The 20,642-nt window shown below is 63.9% G+C and carries 23 protein-coding genes and 1 tRNA gene; 20 read left to right on the forward strand and 4 right to left on the reverse strand.

The window, feature by feature from the left end; genetic code table 11:
• Both AVTE2539_RS01830 and radC read right to left on the reverse strand, forming a co-directional pair.
• Entirely contained in the window at positions 1 to 933 is a 933-nt protein-coding gene (locus AVTE2539_RS01830) for a hypothetical protein (protein ID WP_284408151.1), read from the reverse strand.
• 181 nt (positions 934 to 1,114) lie between these two features.
• Positions 1,115 to 1,828, reverse strand: coding sequence for a RadC family protein (radC, locus tag AVTE2539_RS01835; protein ID WP_284408152.1), 714 nt, complete (start codon positions 1,826 to 1,828; stop codon positions 1,115 to 1,117).
• Between the two features lie 93 nt (positions 1,829 to 1,921).
• On the opposite strand from radC, the gene AVTE2539_RS01840 reads away from it, so the two are divergent.
• The 3 genes from AVTE2539_RS01840 to AVTE2539_RS01850 all read left to right on the forward strand — a co-directional run bounded on the left by AVTE2539_RS01840 (position 1,922) and on the right by AVTE2539_RS01850 (position 4,980).
• Positions 1,922 to 2,410, forward strand: coding sequence for an FKBP-type peptidyl-prolyl cis-trans isomerase (locus tag AVTE2539_RS01840; RefSeq protein ID WP_284408153.1), 489 nt, complete (start codon positions 1,922 to 1,924; stop codon positions 2,408 to 2,410).
• Between the two features lie 4 nt (positions 2,411 to 2,414).
• Entirely contained in the window at positions 2,415 to 3,410 is a 996-nt protein-coding gene (gene ispH / locus AVTE2539_RS01845) for a 4-hydroxy-3-methylbut-2-enyl diphosphate reductase (protein WP_272548964.1), read from the forward strand.
• Between the two features lie 247 nt (positions 3,411 to 3,657).
• On the forward strand, positions 3,658 to 4,980 hold the full coding sequence (locus AVTE2539_RS01850; RefSeq protein ID WP_272567714.1) for a hemolysin family protein: 1,323 nt from the start codon (positions 3,658 to 3,660) through the stop codon (positions 4,978 to 4,980).
• A 157-nt stretch (positions 4,981 to 5,137) separates the two neighbouring features.
• Here AVTE2539_RS01850 and AVTE2539_RS01855 read toward each other — a convergent pair whose 3' ends face one another.
• Positions 5,138 to 5,812, reverse strand: a complete 675-nt coding sequence (locus AVTE2539_RS01855; RefSeq protein WP_284408154.1) for a CBS domain-containing protein — start codon at positions 5,810 to 5,812, stop codon at positions 5,138 to 5,140.
• 275 nt (positions 5,813 to 6,087) lie between these two features.
• Here AVTE2539_RS01855 and AVTE2539_RS01860 point away from each other — a divergent pair, with 275 nt between their 5' ends.
• Positions 6,088 to 7,032 carry a threonine/serine dehydratase gene (locus AVTE2539_RS01860; RefSeq protein WP_284408155.1) on the forward strand — a complete coding sequence of 315 codons (945 nt, stop codon included), beginning with the start codon at positions 6,088 to 6,090 and terminating at the stop codon, positions 7,030 to 7,032.
• Positions 7,033 to 7,063: 31 nt separating this feature from the next.
• Here AVTE2539_RS01860 and AVTE2539_RS01865 read toward each other — a convergent pair whose 3' ends face one another.
• Positions 7,064 to 7,492 (reverse strand): VOC family protein, encoded by a 429-nt coding sequence (locus AVTE2539_RS01865; RefSeq protein ID WP_284393555.1) that lies wholly within the window; start codon positions 7,490 to 7,492, stop codon positions 7,064 to 7,066.
• An 88-nt stretch (positions 7,493 to 7,580) separates the two neighbouring features.
• Between AVTE2539_RS01865 and serS the strand changes: the two genes are divergently transcribed.
• From serS to fliE, 16 genes are all read left to right on the forward strand, one after another.
• Positions 7,581 to 8,891, forward strand: coding sequence for a serine--tRNA ligase (serS, locus tag AVTE2539_RS01870; protein ID WP_284408156.1), 1,311 nt, complete (start codon positions 7,581 to 7,583; stop codon positions 8,889 to 8,891).
• Positions 8,892 to 8,948: 57 nt separating this feature from the next.
• Positions 8,949 to 9,509, forward strand: a complete 561-nt coding sequence (locus tag AVTE2539_RS01875) for a class I SAM-dependent methyltransferase (protein ID WP_284408157.1) — start codon at positions 8,949 to 8,951, stop codon at positions 9,507 to 9,509.
• A 122-nt stretch (positions 9,510 to 9,631) separates the two neighbouring features.
• Positions 9,632 to 10,144: a DUF1993 domain-containing protein gene (locus tag AVTE2539_RS01880; RefSeq protein WP_284408158.1), complete on the forward strand. Its 513-nt coding sequence runs from the start codon at positions 9,632 to 9,634 to the stop codon at positions 10,142 to 10,144.
• Positions 10,145 to 10,194: 50 nt separating this feature from the next.
• Positions 10,195 to 10,284, forward strand: a tRNA-Ser gene (locus tag AVTE2539_RS01885).
• A gap of 296 nt (positions 10,285 to 10,580) precedes the next feature.
• Positions 10,581 to 10,847: a flagellar biosynthetic protein FliQ gene (locus AVTE2539_RS01890; RefSeq protein WP_284408159.1), complete on the forward strand. Its 267-nt coding sequence runs from the start codon at positions 10,581 to 10,583 to the stop codon at positions 10,845 to 10,847.
• 12 nt (positions 10,848 to 10,859) lie between these two features.
• Positions 10,860 to 11,735 (forward strand): flagellar biosynthetic protein FliR, encoded by an 876-nt coding sequence (locus tag AVTE2539_RS01895; RefSeq protein WP_284408160.1) that lies wholly within the window; start codon positions 10,860 to 10,862, stop codon positions 11,733 to 11,735.
• Positions 11,735 to 12,829, forward strand: coding sequence for an EscU/YscU/HrcU family type III secretion system export apparatus switch protein (locus tag AVTE2539_RS01900; RefSeq protein WP_284408161.1), 1,095 nt, complete (start codon positions 11,735 to 11,737; stop codon positions 12,827 to 12,829). Before AVTE2539_RS01895 ends, AVTE2539_RS01900 begins: the two co-directional genes overlap by 1 nt.
• Positions 12,826 to 14,922: a flagellar biosynthesis protein FlhA gene (flhA, locus tag AVTE2539_RS01905; RefSeq protein ID WP_284408162.1), complete on the forward strand. Its 2,097-nt coding sequence runs from the start codon at positions 12,826 to 12,828 to the stop codon at positions 14,920 to 14,922. Before AVTE2539_RS01900 ends, flhA begins: the two co-directional genes overlap by 4 nt.
• Positions 14,923 to 14,973: 51 nt before the next feature.
• Positions 14,974 to 15,765 carry a flagellar hook-basal body protein gene (locus tag AVTE2539_RS01910; protein ID WP_284408163.1) on the forward strand — a complete coding sequence of 264 codons (792 nt, stop codon included), beginning with the start codon at positions 14,974 to 14,976 and terminating at the stop codon, positions 15,763 to 15,765.
• Between the two features lie 72 nt (positions 15,766 to 15,837).
• Positions 15,838 to 16,632, forward strand: coding sequence for a flagellar basal-body rod protein FlgG (flgG, locus tag AVTE2539_RS01915; RefSeq protein WP_284408164.1), 795 nt, complete (start codon positions 15,838 to 15,840; stop codon positions 16,630 to 16,632).
• A complete protein-coding gene (gene flgA / locus AVTE2539_RS01920; protein ID WP_284408165.1) occupies positions 16,629 to 17,702 on the forward strand; it encodes a flagellar basal body P-ring formation chaperone FlgA in 1,074 nt (357 codons plus the stop codon). The genes flgG and flgA overlap by 4 nt, the downstream gene beginning before the upstream one ends.
• A complete protein-coding gene (locus tag AVTE2539_RS01925) occupies positions 17,699 to 18,301 on the forward strand; it encodes a flagellar basal body L-ring protein FlgH (RefSeq protein ID WP_284408166.1) in 603 nt (200 codons plus the stop codon). The genes flgA and AVTE2539_RS01925 overlap by 4 nt, the downstream gene beginning before the upstream one ends.
• Positions 18,302 to 18,303: 2 nt before the next feature.
• Positions 18,304 to 19,440 carry a flagellar basal body P-ring protein FlgI gene (locus AVTE2539_RS01930; protein WP_284408167.1) on the forward strand — a complete coding sequence of 379 codons (1,137 nt, stop codon included), beginning with the start codon at positions 18,304 to 18,306 and terminating at the stop codon, positions 19,438 to 19,440.
• Between the two features lie 18 nt (positions 19,441 to 19,458).
• Complete coding sequence (locus tag AVTE2539_RS01935) at positions 19,459 to 19,851, forward strand: flagellar basal body rod protein FlgB (protein ID WP_284408168.1); 393 nt, start codon at positions 19,459 to 19,461, stop codon at positions 19,849 to 19,851.
• Between the two features lie 20 nt (positions 19,852 to 19,871).
• The gene (flgC, locus tag AVTE2539_RS01940) at positions 19,872 to 20,285 is read left to right on the forward strand and encodes a flagellar basal body rod protein FlgC (RefSeq protein ID WP_284408169.1); all 414 of its coding nucleotides are present in this window, start codon (positions 19,872 to 19,874) and stop codon (positions 20,283 to 20,285) included.
• Positions 20,282 to 20,617, forward strand: coding sequence for a flagellar hook-basal body complex protein FliE (gene fliE, locus AVTE2539_RS01945; RefSeq protein ID WP_284408170.1), 336 nt, complete (start codon positions 20,282 to 20,284; stop codon positions 20,615 to 20,617). Before flgC ends, fliE begins: the two co-directional genes overlap by 4 nt.
• Positions 20,618 to 20,642 lie beyond the last annotated feature (25 nt).

Genomic DNA, 20,642 nt, shown 5'->3' on the forward strand with positions numbered 1-20,642 from the left:
TCAGTATCTCCGGCAAATCGGGCAGAGCCAATCTCTAAGTTCGTTATCGATGTTCCTGCCTACCTCTTCAACTTTTTGCTGCATAGAAATTCGAACTCTTTCTCTCCATGAAACTGTTTCGGTTTTGATGATGTAGTAGCCCTGCTCAACGTTGTCCGGTAAGGCTTTCAGAGCAGTGATGACCTGATTCTTGAGTTCGTATTTTCTATCGAGGTAGTTGAGCCCGGTACCAAAGATAAAAGCGGCAAACGCCATGGTTACCAGTGGCGCCACTGCCACCGCCGTTGCTGTACTGATCACAGCACCCGAGACATAGGCAGCCAGCGCCCCAAGCCCGCCCTTAACTGCTTCCACCCCAATCCCGCCTACGAGGTCATACATTGTCTTTTCGTCGTTGAACATGAAGTCCATCAGTTCAATGCCAGTGGACACCACTACGCCCAATATGAAACCGCCTTTGGCGATACCCTGCAGGCTCTTCATCCCCAAACCCAGTTGCAGCATTTTCGGATTCGTCGCCAGGTACCGCGTGCCTTGCAGCGCACTGCTGCGCCGTGCCGAGTACCCCTTGATGATGATGTAAGTCCCTGTCGCAGTGGTCTTGATGTAGCTGGAAATGCCAGCCATGCCTATGGCGTTCAGCGTCTTGACGATGGTGATGGCGTCGTTGGCACTTTGCGCCACCGGCCCCACCCAAGGCTCACCCGCATTCGGGCTGAATTCTTTCTGCCAGTACTGCCCGAACGTGGACTGGGACAGCATCTTGCGCAGGTTGAATTCCAGGGCCGCATTGCGCCTGGCCTTGTCCTGCAGGATGCTCATGTACTGGCCCTGGGTCAGCACCAGCACGTCCACCTGATTCCTGTCCATGGACTGGGCCAGGGTCTGTCCGTAGCCGACGTTGAAGAACGTGGCCGCGAGTTCTGCGCTCATTCAATCCCCCCTTCGAGATCGCGTTTTTATTGGGGGCGAATGCTAATCGGAAAAAGCAAAAAAGTGACTTTCGGGCAATTGAATTGATTAACCAATTGTTAATCAATCGGCGATGCCGCGCGGCGAGGGGGCTGGAGTCGGCAGGCAGGCCGCGACCCCGGCAGCCCAGCCCGCAAGGGTCCTACAGCAGCCCGGATTCGGCCATCGACAGCGCGTTGCCGGGCGCCACGATCACGTGGTCGAGCACGCGCACGTCCACCAGCGCCAGGGCGTTCGTGAGGGTCTTGGTGAGGTTTTCATCCGCGCGGCTGGGCTCCACGCTGCCGCTGGGGTGGTTGTGGGCCAGCACCACTGCAGCGGCGTGGTGGTGCAGGGCGCGTGTGACGACCTCGCGGGGGTACACACTGGCATGGGTGAGCGTGCCGCGGAACATTTCGTCCAGGGCGATCATGCGGTTCTGGGCGTCCAGGAACATCACGGCAAAGACTTCGTAGCCTCGGCCGGCCAAGTGCAACTGCAGATAGTGCTTGACCTCTGTCGGCGAGCCGAATGTTTCGCGTTCAGGCAATTGCTCGCTCAACACACGGCGGGCCAGTTCCAGAACGGCGACAAGGACGGTGCGCTTTGCAGGGCCCAACCCCTTGATGCGCTTCAAGTCATCCACGCTGGCATGCAGCAGGCCACTGATGCTTCCAAAGCCTCCGGTGGGACGCCCTGAGGCTGCATCCACGGTGGTCGGCGCCAGCAGTTCGCACGCCATCTCCATCACCCCTTTGCCGGCGATGCCCGTGCGCAGCAAGATCGCCAGCAGTTCCGCATCCGACAGCGCGGCAGGGCCCCGCTGCAGCAGCCGTTCACGGGGCCGGGCGTCGGCAGGCATGGTTTTCATGAGCATGGTGCGGCAGGTCCGTTGGGGCGGCGGCATGGCCGCGCGCGGGGCAGGGAATGGGCGGGTTTCTACAATGGCGGCCAGTTTATCGGGACTCTCATGACCACCCTCGCCCCCACCTCCCTCGTTGCCTCTCCCGCCGCCGCTCCCACCGTGCAGGCCGGTTCCTTCCTGACCCTGCACTACCGTCTGGCCGGCCCGGCGGGCGACGTGATCAACACCTTCGGCGACAAGCCGGCCACCCTGTCGCTGGGCGCGGGCGAGTTGTCCCCCGCCATGGAGCAGTGCCTGATCGGCCTGCCCGAGGGCACCCGCACCACGTTCACCCTGCCCGCGGGCGAGGCCTTCGGCGACCGCAACCCCGACATGCAGCAGTGGGTGGCGCGCAAGCTGCTGGCCGAGCTGGGCGATCCCGACGAGCGCTACACGGTGGGCGACGTGGTGCAGTTCCCCACGCCGGACGGGCTGGGCAGCTATGCGGGCGTGGTGCTGGCGGTGCGCGAGGACGGCGCGGTGCGCTTCGACTTCAACCACCCGCTGGCGGGGCAGCCGGTCACCTTCGAGGTGCAGCTCATCGGGGTGCTCTGACGCCATGCAAAAACCCCAGGAAATCGTTCTGGCCGAGCCGCGCGGCTTTTGCGCGGGCGTGGACCGCGCGATCGAGATCGTCGAGCGCGCGCTGCAGAAGTTCGGCGCGCCCATCTACGTGCGCCACGAGATCGTGCACAACACCTACGTGGTGAACGACCTCAAGGCCAAGGGCGCGATCTTCATCGAGGATTTGGCCGATGTGCCGCCGGGCTCCACGCTGGTGTTCTCGGCCCACGGCGTGAGCAAGGCGGTGCAGACCGAGGCGGCCGAGCGCGGCTTCAGCGTGTTCGATGCGACCTGCCCGCTGGTGACCAAGGTGCACGTGGAGGTCGCCAAGCTGGCCAAGGAGGGCTACGAGTTCATCATGATCGGCCACAAGGGCCATCCCGAGGTGGAGGGCACCATGGGCCAGCTGGACCATGGCATCCACCTGGTGGAGGACGTGCAGGACGTGGCCCGCGTGCAGCCCGGGCAGACGGCCAAGCTGGCGGTGGTGACGCAGACCACGCTGTCGGTGGACGACGCGGCCGAGATCAGCGCGGCGGTGCGCGCGCGGTTCCCGAGCGTGCGCGAGCCCAAGCAGCAGGACATCTGCTACGCCACGCAGAACCGGCAGGACGCGATCAAGGTGCTGAGCCCGCAGGTGGACCTGGTGATCGTGGTGGGCAGCCCCACCAGCTCCAACAGCAACCGGCTGCGCGAACTGGCGGCGCGGCTCGGTACGCGGGCCTACATGGTGGACAGCGCCGAGGAGCTGCGCGCCGAGTGGTTCGAGGGCGTGGCCCGCGTGGGGCTCACGGCCGGGGCCTCGGCCCCCGAGATCCTGGTGCGCCAGGTGATCGACCGCATCAAGGCGCTGGGCGCCGTGTCGGTGCGCAAGATGGACGGCATCGAGGAGACGGTGAAATTCCCGCTGCCCAAGGGCCTGCGCATCGATGCGGCCACGGGGCTGGCGATCACCGAGCGCACGCCGGAGACGGGCCCCGCAGGGCATTGAAATCGCTTGGCCGCCAATATGCTATTAATTTGATAGCTATATGCCCTAGTACTTATTGTGCTGGAGGCCATTTCGATGCTGGGTCTCTAGCGCCTGCCGCTGGCCCTGTCCCGGCAGCGACAGGGCGCAAATACCACGCTGGCGCCCCAATGTCCCTACGCGGGCGGCCCTTATGACCCCACGGCGGGTGTGACTTCTTACAATTTGCGGTTGATTCACTCTGAGGGAACCCATCCGTTCCCTGTCTATGGAAATAGCAATACTGTTCGCCCTCATCCTGCTCAATGGCCTGTTCGCCATGTCGGAACTGGCGCTGGTCACGGCGCGCAAGACCCGGCTCCAGAAGCTGATCGATGAGGGCGATAGCGGCGCGGTCGCTGCCGTCAAGCTGGGCGAAGACCCGACCCGATTCCTCTCCACCATCCAGATCGGCATCACCTCCATCGGTGTGCTGAACGGTATCGTCGGCGAAGCCGCGCTGGCCCAGCCCCTGGGCGAATGGCTGCGCACGCTGGGGCTGGAGGCCAAATACGCCAGCTACCTGGCCACCGGCCTGGTGGTGATGCTCATCACCTACTTCTCCATCGTCGTGGGCGAACTCGTGCCCAAGCGCCTGGGCCAGAGCCATCCGGAAGTCATCGCCCGCCTGGTGGCCCGCCCGATCAACTGGCTGGCCATCGCCACCAAGCCGTTCGTGAAGCTGCTGTCCATGTCCACGCAGGGCCTGCTGCGCCTGCTGGGCGTGAAGGAGAACAACGCCAGCGCGGTGACCGAGGCCGAGATCCACGCGGTGCTGGCCGAAGGCACGAGCGCCGGCGTGATCGAGTCGCACGAGCACCAGATGGTGCGCAACGTGTTCCGCCTGGACGACCGCCAGATCGGCTCGCTGATGGTGCCGCGCGCCGATGTGGCGGTGCTGGATGTGGAGGACTCGTTCGAAGAGAACCTCAAATGCATCGAAGAGTCGGACCACGCGCGCTTTCCTGTGGTGCGTGGCGGCATGGAGAACGTGCTGGGCGTGCTGAACGCCCGCCAGTGGCTGTCACGCTCGCTGCGCGAGCAGGCGCGCGACCTGGCCACGCAGCCGCTGCAGACGGCGCTATACGTGCCCGAGACCATCACCGGCATGGAGCTGCTGGACAACTTCCGCCAGTCCGACCTGCACATGGCGTTCGTGATCGACGAGTACGGCGAAGTGCAGGGCATCGTCACGCTGCAGGATTTGATCGAGGCCATCACGGGTGAATTCCATGCCCGCGACCCCGAAACCTCCTGGGCGGTGCAGCGCGAGGACGGCAGCTGGCTGCTGGACGGCCACATCCCCGTGCCCGAACTCAAGGATCGCCTGAACCTGGACGCCGTGCCCGAGGAAGACCGCGGCCGCTACCACACGCTCAGCGGCATGGTGATGCTGCTGACCGGCAAGCTGCCCCGCGTGACCGACACGGTGCAGTGGGAGGGCTGGCAGTTCGAGGTGGTGGACATGGACGGCAAGACCATCGACAAGGTGCTGGCGAGCCCGCTGCCCTCGGTGGAGATCGCAGAACCCGAGGCGATTTCGGCCGAATGATCCGCTGAGCGATTCGCCCAGTGAGGGCGCGGCCCCGTGGCGCCAGCTGCGGGCTGCCTCGATCCATCAAGAACCCGCGTGGCTGCCAGGCCCCGCGGGTTTTTTCATGTGCGGTGGCGGTGCTGCGCCGCGGCAGCGGGCGGTGCCGCGGGCCGCATCAGCTCCAGAGGTCCAGGGGCGGGTCGGCCGCGACGGCGCGAAGGATGTCGGTGCGCGAGATGAAGCCGGTCATGGTGCCGGCCTCGTCGGTCACCGGCAGGCCGGGCAGGCCGGTGTCGAGCAGCACGCCCGCCACGCGGCGCAGTTCGGTGTCGGCAGCCACGGTGGGCACCGGGCTCACCATGATCTCGGAGACGGGCCGGCGCGCCAGGTCGATGGCCGCCTTCACGCTGCCGGGCTCGGGCAGCAGATCGAGCGGCGCCATGTCGGCGCGCAGCAGCAGCCCGACCACGTGGCCCGCGGCGTCGACCACGGGCGCCTGGGCGATGCGGTGCTCCGCCAGCGTGGCCCAGGCGTCGTTCACGCGGATGTCGGGCGGCACGGTGAGGGCGCCCACGGTCATCACATCCTGCACGCGCGACAGCGGCTGGCGTGGCACCTGCGGGCCCTGCTCGGTCTGCGCGTAGGCGCTCACGGCCTCCTGCGCGCGCAGGTTCACCGGGCCGGGGTCGGGGGTCGGCGCGGGAACGGGTGGGAACGGATCCGCCTCGGGGTCGGCGGAGCGGGTGCGCAGTGCCTGGGGCCGCTGCACCCGCCGCACAGGCGCCACCTGCGCCAGTTGCTCCGGCCCGCCGCGGTACATCTGGCCCGAAGGCCCGAACACATAGAACATCGCCATCTCCTGCCATGCCGCTGCACCGGCGTGCACACCGCCGTGCACGCCGCGATCGGCGGTCCATGGTATCGGCAGATGCTGGGGCCGCAGAAAGCCGGGGCATGGGGGGGAGGGCGGCGGGCTTCGATGGCTTCACGTGGCTGGTGAGTGGTTGGTGCCTGGTGCGCTGCATACACTCGACGGTTTCGTGTGCCGCAAGCCCGTTGCCCGTCGTTCTTCGTGCGGGGCCGTGCGGGCACGGTCTTTCTTTTCGATTCGCCAAAGGCCCTCTCATGATCGATCGCTCCGCCATCTCCACTGCACACCAGCGCCTGGCCGCGCAGGCCGGCTTTCTTCGTACCACCCCGCTGCTGCAGTTGAGCGGCAGCGTGCTGGGCGTGGACTGTGCTCAGGTGTGGCTCAAGCTGGAGCATCTGCAGGTGGGCGGCAGCTTCAAGGCCCGGGGCATGCTGTACCGCATGCTGGCCAACCCCGTGCCCGAAAGCGGCGTGATCATCGCCTCGGGCGGCAACGCGGGCATTGCCACGGCGGCCGCGGCGCGCGCGCTGGGCGTGCGCTGCGAGGTGTTCGTGCCCGAGATCTCGCCGGAGGCCAAGCGTGCCCGTCTGCGGGCCCTGGGCGCCGAAGTGGTCGTGACCGGCGCTGCGTATTCCGAAGCGCTGCAGGCCTGCCTGGCGCGCCAGCAGGCCACCGGCGCGCTGCTCAACCATGCGTACGACCAGCCCGAAGTCGTGGCCGGTGCCGGCACGCTGGCGCTGGAGATGGAAAGCCAGGCGGGCGACCGGTTGCCCGACAGCGTGCTGGTGAGCGTGGGCGGCGGCGGGCTGATCGCCGGCGTGGCGGCGTGGTGCGAAAGCCGTGCGCACGTGGTGGCGCTGGAGCCCGAGCGCGCGCCCACGCTGCACAGCGCCCGCGCGGCGGGTCGGCCGGTGGATGTGGAGGTGGGTGGCGTGGCCGCCGATTCGTTGGGTGCCCGCCGCATCGGCGATATCGCCTGGGAGGTCTCGCAGCGCCACGTGCATGCCGCGCTGCTGCTGCCCGACGAGGCCATCCGCAGCGCTCAGCAATGGCTGTGGCGGGAACTGAAGCTGGCGGTCGAGCCGGCGGCGGCGCTGGGCCTGGCTGCGCTGCAAAGCGGCGCCTACCGCCCGCGCGCTGACGAGACGGTCGGCCTCATCCTGTGCGGGGCCAATTTCGATCCCGCCACGCTGGCCTGAGCGGCGCCGTGCTGGGGGCGCGCCTTGGCCTTCAGGCGGGCGGCTGCGCCCCGTCGCAGTTGACCATCCAACCCACGCCGAACTTGTCCACCAGCGTGCCGAAGTGCGCGCCCCAGAACGTGACGGTGAAAGGCATGCCCACGTGCCCGCCCACGGCCAGGCTGTGGAAGATGCGCTCGCCGCGTTCGGCGCTGCCGGGGCAGTTGACCGACATCGAAAAGCCCGCGTGGCCCGCGAACGGCTGGCCCGGCATGCGGTCGCTGGCCATGAACCGGTGGCCGCCGGGGGCCTCCAGGGTGGCATGCATGATCTTGTTGCGCCAGTGAGCGGGAAGCTGCTTTTCCAGCGGCGATCCCTCGTAGCGGTGCACGGCGGTGAGGCGCCCTTCCAGGCACTGGGCGTAGAAATCCAGCGCTTGCTCGCAGTTGCCGTCGAAGAAAAGGTACGGTTCGATGTGCATGGAGTCCTCCCTGGGGCAGTGCGGTCCATCCTAAAACGGAAACTCCGGCGCGCCAACCCGGTAAGACGCCCTACTAAAATCGCGGCCTATGCTAGACATCCTCCTCCTTCGAAAAGACCTCGACTCCGCCATCGCCCGGCTGGAGACCCGCAAAAAACCCCAGGCCTTCCTGGATGTCGAGGCCTTTCAGTCCCTGGAGTCCGAGCGCAAGACCTTGCAGACCCGCACCGAGGAACTGCAGGCGCGCCGCAACACGCTGTCCAAGCAGATCGGCCAGCTCAAGGCCAAGGGCGAGAACGCCGATGCGGTCATGGCCGAAGTGGGCTCGCTCAAATCGGAACTCGAAACCTCGGCTGCCCGGCTGGAGCAGTTGCAGGGCGAACTGCACGCACTGCTGCTGGCCGTGCCCAACCTGCCGCACGAGAGCGTGCCCGTGGGTGCGGACGAAGCCGGCAACGTCGAAGTGCGCCGCTGGGGCACGCCGCGCGCCTTCGACTTCGCGGCCAAGGACCACGTGGACGTGGGCTCGCCGCTGGGGCTGGACTTCGACATGGGCGTCAAGCTGTCGGGCTCGCGCTTCACCGTGATGAAGGGCCCCATCGCCCGGCTGCACCGTGCGCTGTCGCAGTTCATGCTCGACGTGCAGACCCAGGAGCACGGCTACACCGAGTGCTATGTGCCCTATGCCGTCAATGCCGATTCGCTGCGCGGCACCGGGCAGTTGCCGAAGTTCGAGGGCGACCTCTTCGCGGCCAAGAAGGGCGGCCAGGACGGCGAGCCCGTGCCCGACCATGCGGCCCTGTACCTCATTCCCACCAGCGAAGTGCCGCTGACCAACTTCGTGCGCGACGTGGTCGTGCCCGAGTCGGACCTGCCCATCCGGCTCACGGCGCACACGCCGTGCTTTCGCTCCGAGGCCGGCAGCTACGGCCGCGACACGCGCGGCATGATCCGCCAGCACCAGTTCGACAAGGTCGAAATGGTGCAGATCGTGCACCCCGACAAGAGCTACGACGCGCTGGAGGCCATGACGGGCCACGCCGAAGCCGTGCTGCAGAAGCTGGGGCTGCCTTATCGCGTGATGAGCCTGTGCACGGGCGACATGGGCTTCAGCGCCGCCAAGACCTACGACCTCGAAGTGTGGCTGCCTGCGCAGAACACCTACCGCGAGATCAGCTCGGTGAGCAACTGCGAGGCGTTCCAGTCCCGCCGCCTGCAAGCCCGCTTCAAGAATGCGCAAGGCAAGAACGAGTTGCTGCACACGCTCAATGGCTCGGGCCTGGCCGTGGGCCGCACCCTGGTGGCGGTGCTGGAGAACTACCAGCAGGCCGATGGCAGCGTGGAAATTCCGCAAGCGTTGCGCCCCTACCTGGGCGGGCTCGCTTCCTTGGCCGCATAGGCCGCGGGGCCTGGCCGCTCAAAATGGCTTTTTTTACGATGTATAGGTAATCAGGCCGTGAAGCTCAACGTCGGCTGCGGTCGCAATACCCTTGCAGGGTGGCTGAACCTGGACAGCCAGGCGTTGCCCGGCGTGGACATCGTCGCGGACCTGGACGCCTGCGCGGCCACGCCCTTGCCGCTGGCGGACGGGAGCGTGGAGGAGTTTCTGCTGTCGCATGTCCTGGAGCACATCCCGAGGGTGCTGCCCATGATGCAGGAACTGCACCGCGTGGCCCGGCACGACGCGCGCATGGTCATCCGCGTGCCCCATGGCGCCAGCGACGATGCCTTCGAGGACCCGACCCACGTGCGCCAGCTGTTCCACGGGTCCTTCGGGTATTTCTCCCAGCCCTACTACTGGCGCGCCGATTACGGATACTGCGGCGACTGGATCACCGACCGCGTCGAGCTGACCGTGGCGCAGCGGCTCCGCGGATTGGCCCATGAGCAGATCTGGGAATGCATCCAGAGCCAGCGCAACGTGGTGGTCGAGATGGTGGCTCATCTGCGCGCGGTGAAGCCGGCTCGCATGCCGTTGCGCGATTTGCAGAACGTGCCGCAGATCGTCCTGGTCTGAAACACCATCGGACTGGGTATTTCAGGGGTTTTCCCGCTCCGATCGTGCAGCAGCAGCCCATTGCTGGTGTACTTGCGATCCGCCGGCGTTCTGCCGGCCCTCTTTTCAAGGATCGACCCGCGATGACCTCTTTCATGTACAGCGCCAGCGTGCCCGTTTTCAAGCAGATGCTCGGCTCGCTGGGGGATGTAGTCTCCAAGACCGAAGCCCACGCGACCGCACGCAAGATCGACCCGGACGCCTTGCTGCAGGCCCGGCTGTTTCCCGACATGTTCCCGATGGCGCGGCAGGTGCTGGTCGCGTGCGACTTCGCCAAGGGCATCGCCGCCAGGCTGGCCGGCGTGGACGTGCCATCGCTGCCCGATGCAGAACGGCCGTGTTTCGCTGACCTGCGCACCCGGATCGACGCCGTGCTGGCGTTCATCGAAGGCCTGCCCACCGAGGCTTTCGACGAGGCCGCGGCCCGCCAGATCATTCTGCAGCCCGGCACGCCCCGCGAAAAGCAGTTTGCTGGCCAGCACTACCTGCTGCACTACGGCCTGCCGCAGTTCTTCTTCCACGTGAATGCCACGTACGCGATTGCACGGCACAACGGGGTGGAACTGGGCAAACGCGATTACATGGGGAAGTATTGAGTCGGTCGGAAGGCTGAAACTTCCTGCTAGAATCCCGGCTTCGACACACAGGAGAGGTGGCAGAGTGGTCGAATGTACCTGACTCGAAATCAGGCGTAGTGGCAACACTACCGTGGGTTCGAATCCCACCCTCTCCGCCAGTAAGCCAACAAACGAGCGCCCTTCGGGGCGCTTTTTTGTTGCCTGCAATCTGGCTCGAATAGTCGATCTCAGCGCGAGACCGGCCGACCGCTCCCAAATGGCATGGAGTGAAGGGCATTGCGCCAAAAACTGTGGCTCTCCTTACCACATCGAAATGTAATATTTCGCCGCAAATGCGCGTAATTCCAAACGCTGTCTCTACAATTGTAAAGTTGTAGTTTGATGAGTGTGAATTTGTAAACGCGTCGGCTGGTCGATGCGCGGAGCGCCTCGTCGCTCCAATGAACTGGTTTCTATGAACGCCGACCTTGCTCTCCGGATGCTGTCCGACCTGTTTTGGACGGGATTGCTCATTTGCTTGCCTGTTCTGGGCTTGACCATGCTGGTGGGCTTGTTGATCAGCGTTTTGCAAGTGGTCACGCAAGTGCAGGAAATGTCGCTGACCTTCGTGCCGAAACTGTTCACTGCCGGTGTGGCCATCGTGCTGTTCGGCCCCTGGATGTTGAAGAAGCTGGGGCAATTCGCGTCCCAGCTCTGGACGAATATTCCCGCCATGTTCTGAGAGTGTCCGGAAATGGCCGCCCAATCTTCCCAATGGACGTTGTCGTCGTTTCTGGCAGGCGACGCGCAGGCTGCGGCTGTACTGCTCCCTTTCTTTTTGCTGTCGTTGCGCATTGCTGTGGTGCTTGCCATGACGCCTGTGCTCTACGCGATGCCCATTCCCAATCGGGTGCGGGCGCTGGTGGTGCTGTCGCTGGCTGCCGTGCTTTCTCTGGCCCTTCCCATGGATGGCGCGGGGGTACGCACGGATGCTGGCGGAATCTTGCAAGCCGCGTTCATCGAGATGGCTCTGGGCGCCACCCTGGCGCTGGGTGTGCTGGTGGCCTTTGCCGCGTTCTCCGTGGCCGGCAACCTGCTGGACGTGCAGATCGGCTTCGGCATCGCACAGGTTTTCGATCCAGTGAGCAACAGGGCCTCTCCACTGTTGGTGTCCGCCTTCAACTATGCGGCGGTGGTGGTGTTCTTTCTGGTGGATGGGCACCACGCGCTGCTGCGAGCGCTGGCCTATAGCCTGGAGGTTTTCCCATTGGGAGCCCCCTGGTCTCTGGCGAGTGCCGCCGGCCCGGTGTTCAAGCATGTCAGCGCCCTTTTCATGCTGGGTTTCGCGCTGGCAGCTCCGGTGGTGTTTTGCATCTTGCTGGTGGAACTGGCTCTGGGCGTGGTGTCCCGCAATCTGCCCCAGATCAACATGCTGGTGCTGGGCATTCCCACCAAGATTGTGGTGGGTCTGGCGGTGCTGTCGCTCTGGTTTGCCGGAATGGGAGGCGCGATGAACCGTGTCTACGCCAGCATCTATGGCATGTGGGAAGGCGTCTTCCTGACGGCTTCGCCGGCTGCACGCTTCGATGCAAAACCGGCAGCGCCTTTGCGTGCGGAGGGCGTGCGCTGATGTCGGAGCAAGATCTCGATCGCAACGAAGCGGCCACGCCGTACAAGCTGCAAAAAGCGAAGGAAAAAGGCCAGGTCTCCAAGAGTGCGGACGTGGTCTCGGCGGTGGTGTTCGTGGTCGCGGTGGTGTATCTCACCTGGCAGGGCTGGGAGTCGGTGCGCGACCAGTTTCGTTTCGATCAGATGTTGCTGCTGCAGATCGAAAACATCGACCCGGGTGGGGGCAGCCTCTGGCCTGTGGTTGCTGCGATGGTCAAGTCAACGCTTGTCTGGATTGCCCCTTTCCTCGTTTGCGTCATGCTGGCTGCGGTGGCGGGGAATGTCTTGCAGACGGGCCTGATTCTTTCGTTGGATCCGGTGACCGCCGATTTCAATCGACTGAATCCGGTGAATGGATTCAAGAAGATTTTCTCCCTGCGTGCCCTGTTCGATACCGCTCGCGCCTGCATCAAGCTGGCCTTGCTGAGCAGCACTGCGTACTACGCGCTGGTCGATCTTGCGCCGCAGTTTTACAACCTCTCAGGACTTTCGCCCCTCGGATACGTGCATACGCTGCTGGCTGACATGGGTAGCCTGGGGCTCAAGATGGCCATGCTGCTGGGCGCCATTGCGCTGGTCGACCTCATGTTCACCAAGCGCGAGTTCGCCAAGAAGATGCGCATGAGCAAGCGTGAGCTCAAAGATGAGCACAAGCAGCGCGACGGTGACCCGCGTGTGCGTGCCCGCATGCGAGAGCTGCGCCGCGAGGCTCGAAAGCGCAGCCAGGCGCTGCGGCAGACCAAGAACGCCGATGTGCTGCTGACCAACCCCACCCATGTCGCGGTTGCGTTGCGCTACGTCCATGGCCAGATGGACTCTCCGCAGGTGGTGGCCAAGGGGGCTGGCCACGTGGCAGCGGTGATGCGGCAGATCGCTGCTCGGCACCACATCCCCATCGTTCAAAGCCCTTCTCTTGCACGCAAGCTCTTCAAGGAGCTCGATGTCGAGCACCATGTGCCGCCTCAGATGTTCGCCGAGGTCGCTCGCATCATCGTCTGGGTTTTTGCCATGCGGGAACGCCAGCGCCAGGGTGTGCGCACGGGGGCGATGGCATGAAGGCGCTTCAGCGTTTCTTCGGCAGGCACAGCGACATCGCCATGGTGCTTTTGGTGCTGGGGGTTCTGGTGGTGCTGTTTGCGCCCATTCCCAGTCCCCTGCTGGATTTTCTGATCCTCACGAATTTCAGCTTCGCGTTTCTCATCTTGCTGCTGACGTTCTACATGGCGAGGCCGGTGGAGTTTTCCACCTTTCCATCGCTGCTGCTGATTGCCACCTTGTTTCGCCTGTCGCTCAATGTGGCAGCCACGCGCCTGATCCTGTCGGACGGTGACGCTGGCCGGGTGATCGGGGCCATCGGTGCCTATGTGGTGGGCGGCAACTACGTGATCGGGTTGATCGTTTTCCTGATCCTCATCGTTGTGCAGTACGTGGTGGTGACCAATGGCGCACAGCGAATCTCGGAGGTGGCTGCGCGTTTTACGCTGGACAGCATGCCCGGGCAGCAGATGAGCATCGACGCGGACCTGAACATGGGTTTCATCGATCAGGCAGAAGCCCAGCGCCGCCGCAAGAACATCGAAAAGGAAGCGGCTTTCTACGGCGCCATGGATGGTGCAAGCAAGTTCGTGAAGGGCGATGCGATCGCCGGCATCATCATCCTGCTGATCAACATCGTGGGTGGACTGGTGATCGGTGTGATGCAGCACAAGTTGCCCTGGGACCAGGCGCTGAAGACCTATTCGCTCCTGACCATCGGCGATGGCATCGTGACCCAGGTTCCCGCGCTGATCATCGCCGTGGGCACCGGCATCATCGTTACTCGTTCTGCCTCGGACGGCAATCTCAGCCAGGAAGTGCTGCGCCAGATCACGTCGTTTCCCAAGACCCTTTTGCTGGTGGGCGCCGCGCTGACGGGCCTGCTTTTCTTTCCAGGAATTCCGGTCCTGCCGACCGCAATCCTGATGGCCATCGTGGGCGCCATTGCGTGGGTGGTGTATCGAAGCGCAGCCAGTGGCGAAGGGGATCCACCGGCGGGTGTGGACGGAGCCGAAGTGGCGAAGGCGGAAGGGGGCTCGGCGCGCGACGATGAGGATCCCTATGCAGCGCTGCAGGTGGAGCCGATCGAGGTGCATGTGGGCAGCCAATGGGTCGCGCTCGTCAATCAGCCTGGCAGCGTGTTCATGGAACGCATTGCCACATTCCGCAAGCAGCATGCCCAGGAGTTGGGTCTCGTGCTGCCTCGCGTTCGTTTCAAGGATGCGGTCCGGCTCGGTGCCGACCGCTATGAGATCCATCTGGACGGAGTCATCTGCGGCCGGGGGGAGGCCCGGGCCGATCGCCTGCTGGCCATCCACCCTGCAGGCAAGACGGACGGACTGCCGGGCGAGCCGACGCGCGACCCCACTTACGGATTGCCGGCCTTGTGGATCGATCAGAGCCTGCGTGAAGCAGCCGTTGCGGCGAAGTTCACGCTGGTGGATGCACCGACCGTCTTCATGACCCATCTGACCGAAGTCTTGCGGCGCGAGTCCGCCACGCTGCTGACGCGGGCGGAAACGGATCGGCTACTGGCCCGCGTGCGGCAGCAGCAATCCAGCCTGGTCGAGGAGCTGATACCCACCGTGCTGTCCGTGAGCGATGTACAGAAGGTGCTTCAAAACCTGCTGCGTGAGAAGGTGTCCATCCGTCACATCGAGGCGATTCTCGAAACCTTAGCCGATGCGGGCCGGCAGTCCAAGGATGCCAACTACCTGACCGAGCTGGTGCGCCTTCGGCTGGGGCACGCGATATGCCAGGGCCTCGTTGGCGAGGCGAATGCACTGCACGTGATCACGCTGGATCCGGCCGTCGAGAGCCAATTCTTGCAGAGCGTGCAGATGGCGCACAGCGCGCGTTCTGAAGAGGCGGGCTCACCCGCCGCGCCTTTTGTGCTCGAGCCCAAGATGGCCGAGCAACTGATGGTCAAGCTGATGCAGCAAGCGGAACGCATGATGAAAAGCAACCTGTTGCCCGTGCTGCTGTGCGCGCCTGAACTGCGCCGGCATGTACGAGCACTTTCGGAGCGGGTGATGCCGCACCTGAGGGTGCTGTCGATGGCGGAGATTCCGCACACCATCGAATTGAAGTCCTATGCCGTCGTGAGCGTGTAGCCGGCCTTTTTCCTGGCATCCCCCTGTTTTATTTCACCCCGCTTTCCTTCCATGCAAGAAGTACTCGCCCTCGCTTTGCAGTCCATGCACCAGGACATGCAGCGCCTCGACCGGATCGGCAGCAATCTGGCCAACGCGCTGACGCCGGGCTATCAGCGCGAAGCGATGGCCAGCCGGCCACTGGGCATGGTTGGCTCCACGTTCGCCGCCATGGTGGGCAATGCGCCCACGGCCCCTTCCGCGGCCGGCATGGCATCCGCAACGGTGCCTGCGCCTGCGCTGCTCATTCAGACCGATACGCGCCCGGGCAGCCTGAAGTCCACGGGCCAGGGATTGGATGTGGCTCTGGCTGGCCCCGGTTTCTTTGAAGTGACGACGGAGGTTGGCCCGGCCTATACCCGCCAGGGCAATTTCCGGTTGGATGGGCGGGGGCGCCTGGTGACCGCGCAAGGCTTTCCCGTCATGGGCAAGGGTGGCGAAATCTACCTGAATGGGGAGCGCCCTTTCATCGATGGTGCCGGGAACGTGTATGAGTCCGAATCCAAGTCGGCAGGCGCCAACGCGCAGCCGATCGCACAGCTCAAGGTGGTGCAGGCGGAAGACCCCACCCGCCTTCAACACAAGGGTGATGGGTTGCTGGCAGCGGATGGGGCATTCAGCGTGCTCAAAGACGCGGACATTCAGATCCGACAGGGCTTCCTGGAGAACTCGAATGTCAATTCCATGCAGGAGATGGTTCAGTTAGTGCAAACCATGCGGCATTTCGAATCCATGCAAAAGGTGGCATTGGGCTATGACGAAATGACGGGGCAGGCCATTCGGAAACTCGGCGAGCTTTCTTGATTCTTTGTTTTGTTGGATGCGCTGCGCTTGAACAACGGCTCCGCCATCCTTTTTAGAAATTGACTTCTTTCCATGTTTGACGCTCTCTACATCGGTGCCACCGGCATGCAAGCACAGCAGCTGAATGTCGACACCATTGCCAACAATTTGGCGAACGTGAACACCACCGGCTTCAAGAAAGCGCGGGTCAGCTTTTCTGACCTAGTTGCCAAAGATCCGGCCCGTGCAGCGTCCAGCCAGGTGGATGGTGACGCCGGTCTCATCTCGCAGGGGTTGCGGCTGGGGTCGGGAGTGGGCATTGCCAATCTATCCAAGCTGTTCGACATGGGGGATCTCAAGAAAACGGACTCCCCCCTGGATGTCACTGTGCAGGGCGACGGTTTTCTGGAGGTGCTGATGCCCGATGGAAGCAGTGCCTACACCCGCGGCGGCACGCTGAAAGTGAACAAGGACGGCCAATTGGCCACGTTGGCCGGCTATGCGCTCAAGCCCGGGATCACCGTGCCCGAGGACACCCAGGCCCTGGTACTACAGCCCGACGGACGGGTGCAGGCGCGCGCCGCCAACCAGGCCTCTGCCACGGACATCGGCAAGATCGATCTGGTCCGGTTTGCCAGCCCTCAGGGCTTGCTGGCCGAAGGGGACAACCTCTACCGAAGCAGCAGTGCGTCCGGGGAAGCGATTTCGGTGCGGGCTGGAGAAGATGGTGCGGGCAGCCTGGCCCAGGGCTATCTGGAGGGCTCCAACGTGAAGATGGTCGAGGAAATGGTCAACCTGATGGTGGCGCAGCGCACCTATGAAGCCAACGTCAAGATCGTTCAGGCGGCCGATGAGATTCTGGGGCTGGTCAACGGGCTGCGGCGATGAGTCCTTTCAATGCGATCAGGCGGCAGCCTCTCGGTGGAGCGCTGGGTGCCGTCTTGCTGTGGCTGGGTTCTCTTTTCGGTACCCCCGCATGGGCGATCAACGGCACTGCGGTGCCCACAGCACTGCTGCGGGTGGAAATGCGGCCGCAGGCCCAAGTGCAACAGGCGCAAGTACAACTGGGGGACATTGCCATTTTGAGCAGTCCGGATCTGGCATTGCTGCGCCGGGCCATGGCGCTGCCATTGGGCCAGGCCCCACGCATTGGCGATACTGCAGTTCTGGAGTTGGACCGATTGGCTCTGTGGCTTCGCAGCCGTACAGGCCTGCGCGAAGACCAGGTGCAGTGGCAAGGTTCCACTTCGACGGTCCTGACCGTGGCAGCGCGAGAGTTGCCGGGAGAAGAGGTGGTTGACAAAGCCCAATCTGCATTGCGGGATCACCTGATGGCCGGGGTGGCGCAAAAGGGTTGGATCGAGCCGAGGATCGAAATGCAGGCGGTGTCCGTGCCGTCGACTACCTTGATTCCGCTCGGGGGCAGCAGTCTGCGCGTGCGTCCGCTGGGCAACGTGCCGGTGGGCAAACGCATGCTGGTCTGGGTCGATGTGCTGGTGCATGGACAGCACGTCAAGACCATTCCGGTCCGATTCGAAGTGAGCTTGTTCACCTTGGCGCCAGTGGCCGCGAACGACATGGCCGTGGGCACCTCGGTTCAGGCAGACAACTTGGTGATGCGCGAGGTCGATGCGGCCCGGCTGGGGGATGTGGGTCCCAGTGCATTGGGGCAGCCTGCAATCCTTGGCGGAGGGGACGCTGTGGCTGCGCAACGGGTTCGCCGCAACCTCCACAGTGGTGATGTTGTCACTCCTGCGCATTTGCAGCCCGTACCGGCAGTGTCGCGCGGCGAATGGGTCAGTCTGGTTTCGCGGAGCGGTTTGGTGTCCCTTGAGAGCCGGGTGGAAGTGCTGCAGGACGGACAGGTGGGCCAGGTCGTGCGTGCAAGGCCCCTCAACGCCACCGGCGTGCTGCTTGCCCGTGTAACGGCCCCCGGGCATTTGGAGCTGCAGCCATGAAGCAATCTTTCGTCATGGCTGCGGGCAAAGGCCTTTTCGTTCTGTCGAGCATGGCGCTGTATATCCATGCGGCTCCCGCTTGTGCTGAAAGCCTTTACCAGGAACAGAGCTTCAGGCCCCTGACCGCCGATAACAAGGCATTTCGCGTGGGCGACGTACTGACGGTGCAGGTGTTCGAAAACTCCAGCGCGACGACGAGCGCGGATACGGAAACACGGCGCAAGAACGGGTTGTCTGCGGAGCTCGGGCATCGCAGCGGTAGCGTGGCCCAGACGGGTATCGCGGTCACCGGCGACTTCGATGGCGGGGGCAAGACCCAACGGACCAATCGGGTGCTGGCCACGCTCACGGTGTCCGTTCGAGAAGTGCTACCCAACGGTGAATTGAAGGTCGCTGGCGAGCAACTGTTGACCGTCAACGATGAGCCGCAAAAAGTCACCATGGAAGGCCGTGTGCGGCCACTGGATATCTCGGACGGCAATGTCGTTTTGTCGACGCGCCTGGCCGATGCCAGGATCAGCTATGTGGGCGAGGGCGACATTGCAGAGCGCAATCGGCGCCCCTGGTGGCGGGCGCTGCTGGATGGGATGGGATTGTGACCATGAGGCGAACCATTCGAACCCTCTTTGGCCTGTTGGCGGGCGCTGCGTTGTCGCTGGCGCTAGGGATGTCTGCGCAAGCCCATGCGGAGTCTGTGCGCGTCAAGGACCTTGGAAAGCTGCAGGGTTGGCGTGAAAACGCGCTGGTCGGCACGGGCATCGTGACCGGTCTGGCAGGCACTGGCGATTCGTCCACGAACCGGAGCATGCGGCAGGCTCTCTCCAATGCCATGTCCCAGTTCAATCTGAATGTCGGGCCCGAACAAATCCAGAGCCGCAACGTGGCGGTGGTCATGGTCAGTGCCGTACTGTCTCCCTTCTCGCGGGAGGGCGACGCGCTGGATATCACCGTGACCTCTGTCGGCGATGCACGCAGCCTGGTCGGAGGCAGCTTGGTGCTCACCCCTTTGAAAGGGGCCAATGGGCGGGTCTATGCGTTGGCGCAAGGCCCTTTGTCAGTTGGGGGCTACCGTTACGACGCCAATGGCAATGTGGTGCAGAAAAATCATCCCACGGTGGGTTCCGTACCCAATGGCGCCACCGTGGAAGTGGGTGTGACGGCGCAGATGGTTTCAGAAAGCTCCCGGATGACTTTCATCCTCAATGAGCCCGACTACACCACTGCCAACCGGGTGGCGGAGGCGATCAACCGCAAGTTGGGAGCCGGCCTGGCGCAAGCGCGGGACGCATCAGGGATCGAACTGATGGTGCCCGAAAGCCAACGCCGCCAACTGGTCGCTTTCGTCGCCGGGCTGGAGTCGGTCATGGTCGAGCCGGACCGCCGGGCCAAGGTGGTGATCAACGAACGCACCGGCACGGTGGTGTCGGGGGGGGATGTTCGCATCTCCCAGGTGGCGATCTCTCACGGCGATATCAAGGTCTCCATTCGCAACGAGACCGTCGCTTCTCAGCCCTCTTTCATCGGACAGGCGGGCGATGGTGTTCGCACGGCGCTGGTCACTAATACGCGCATCGACGTAGACGAGCAAAACGGCCCCGGCTTTGTCACGGGCAGCACCACAGTGTCTGACTTGGTGCAGTCGCTCGCAAGGCTCAAGACGAACACGCGGGACATCATCTCCATCCTTCGGGCGGTGAAGACGGCAGGTGCGTTGCATGCCGAACTCATCATCCAGTAAGCACAGCGGAACGCCCCCATGACCGAAGGAATCGAAGCCATCACCCAAGCCAGCCTGTCGCTGGCGCTCGATGCGGCAACGTTGCGCCACCAGGCCATCGCCAACAACATTGCCAATGCCGGAACGGAAGGTTTCGTGCCGCAGCGGCTGGGCTTTTCCAGCCAGATGCAAGAGGCCCGCCGCCAACTGGACGAAGGCCGACGGATCGATGCAAGCCAGCTTGCCGCGATGGCAGAAGCCGGTTTCAGGCTGGAGCCGGTATCTGCAGGCAATGGACTGCCGGCTCGGGTCCAACTGGATTCCGAAGTGGCGCAGATGGCGCAGAACGCGGTGCATTACCAAGCCTTGCTCAAAGGACTGTCGCGCCACATGGCCATTCTTTCCACCGCCGTCTCCGACGGCAAACGCTGACTTTTTCTAGGCGCAATTCCATGGACTACTCCAAAGCCTTTGCCATCAGTGCCAGCGGCATGACCCTCGAACGTACGCGCGTCGAAGTTGCATCCCTCAATCTGGCCAACGCCAACACGGTGGCGGGCCCCGACGGAAAAACCTATCAGCCCCTCCGGGTGGTCGCACGGACCGCTTTCAGCGATGCGGTGACACAAGGCCTGGCGGGCCCTTCGGTCGCTGTGGAGCCCACGCTGCAAAGCCCTCGCATGGTGTATGAGCCTGGGCATCCGATGGCCAATGCGCGTGGATTTGTGGCTTATGCGGGCGTGGACCCCGCTGCCGAGATGGTGACGCTGATGGGGGCGATGCGCTCCTACGAAGCCAACGTCGCGGCGATGAACACTTCCCGGAACATGGCGCTCAAGGCGCTGGAAATCGGAGGCAATGCATGAGCACCGAAGCCATCACGGCCTTGGCTTCGTCCGCTCTGCCGAGCCTGTCTGCACCGCTACCACTGCCGCCAGAGCCGGGCATGCCTGTCGGAGCGCTGCATTCGCCGCAATCTCCGGGATTTTCCGATCTTGTCACGCAGGGGCTGCAGCAGGTCAACCAGCAGTTGCTGGGCAGCCAGACCGATCTGCAGCAGCTCGCTGTCGGCAATGTCCAGAACTTGCACCAGATCATGATTCGGCTGGAGGAAAGCAAGCTGTCCTTCCAATTGATGATGCAGGTGCGCAATCGGCTTCTGGAGTCCTACCAGGACGTCATGAAGATGCAACTCTAGCCATGACCGATAAGCTAAGACTGAA

It is taken from the genome of Acidovorax sp. SUPP2539 (assembly GCF_030158975.1).
GTDB lineage: Bacteria > Pseudomonadota > Gammaproteobacteria > Burkholderiales > Burkholderiaceae_C > Paracidovorax.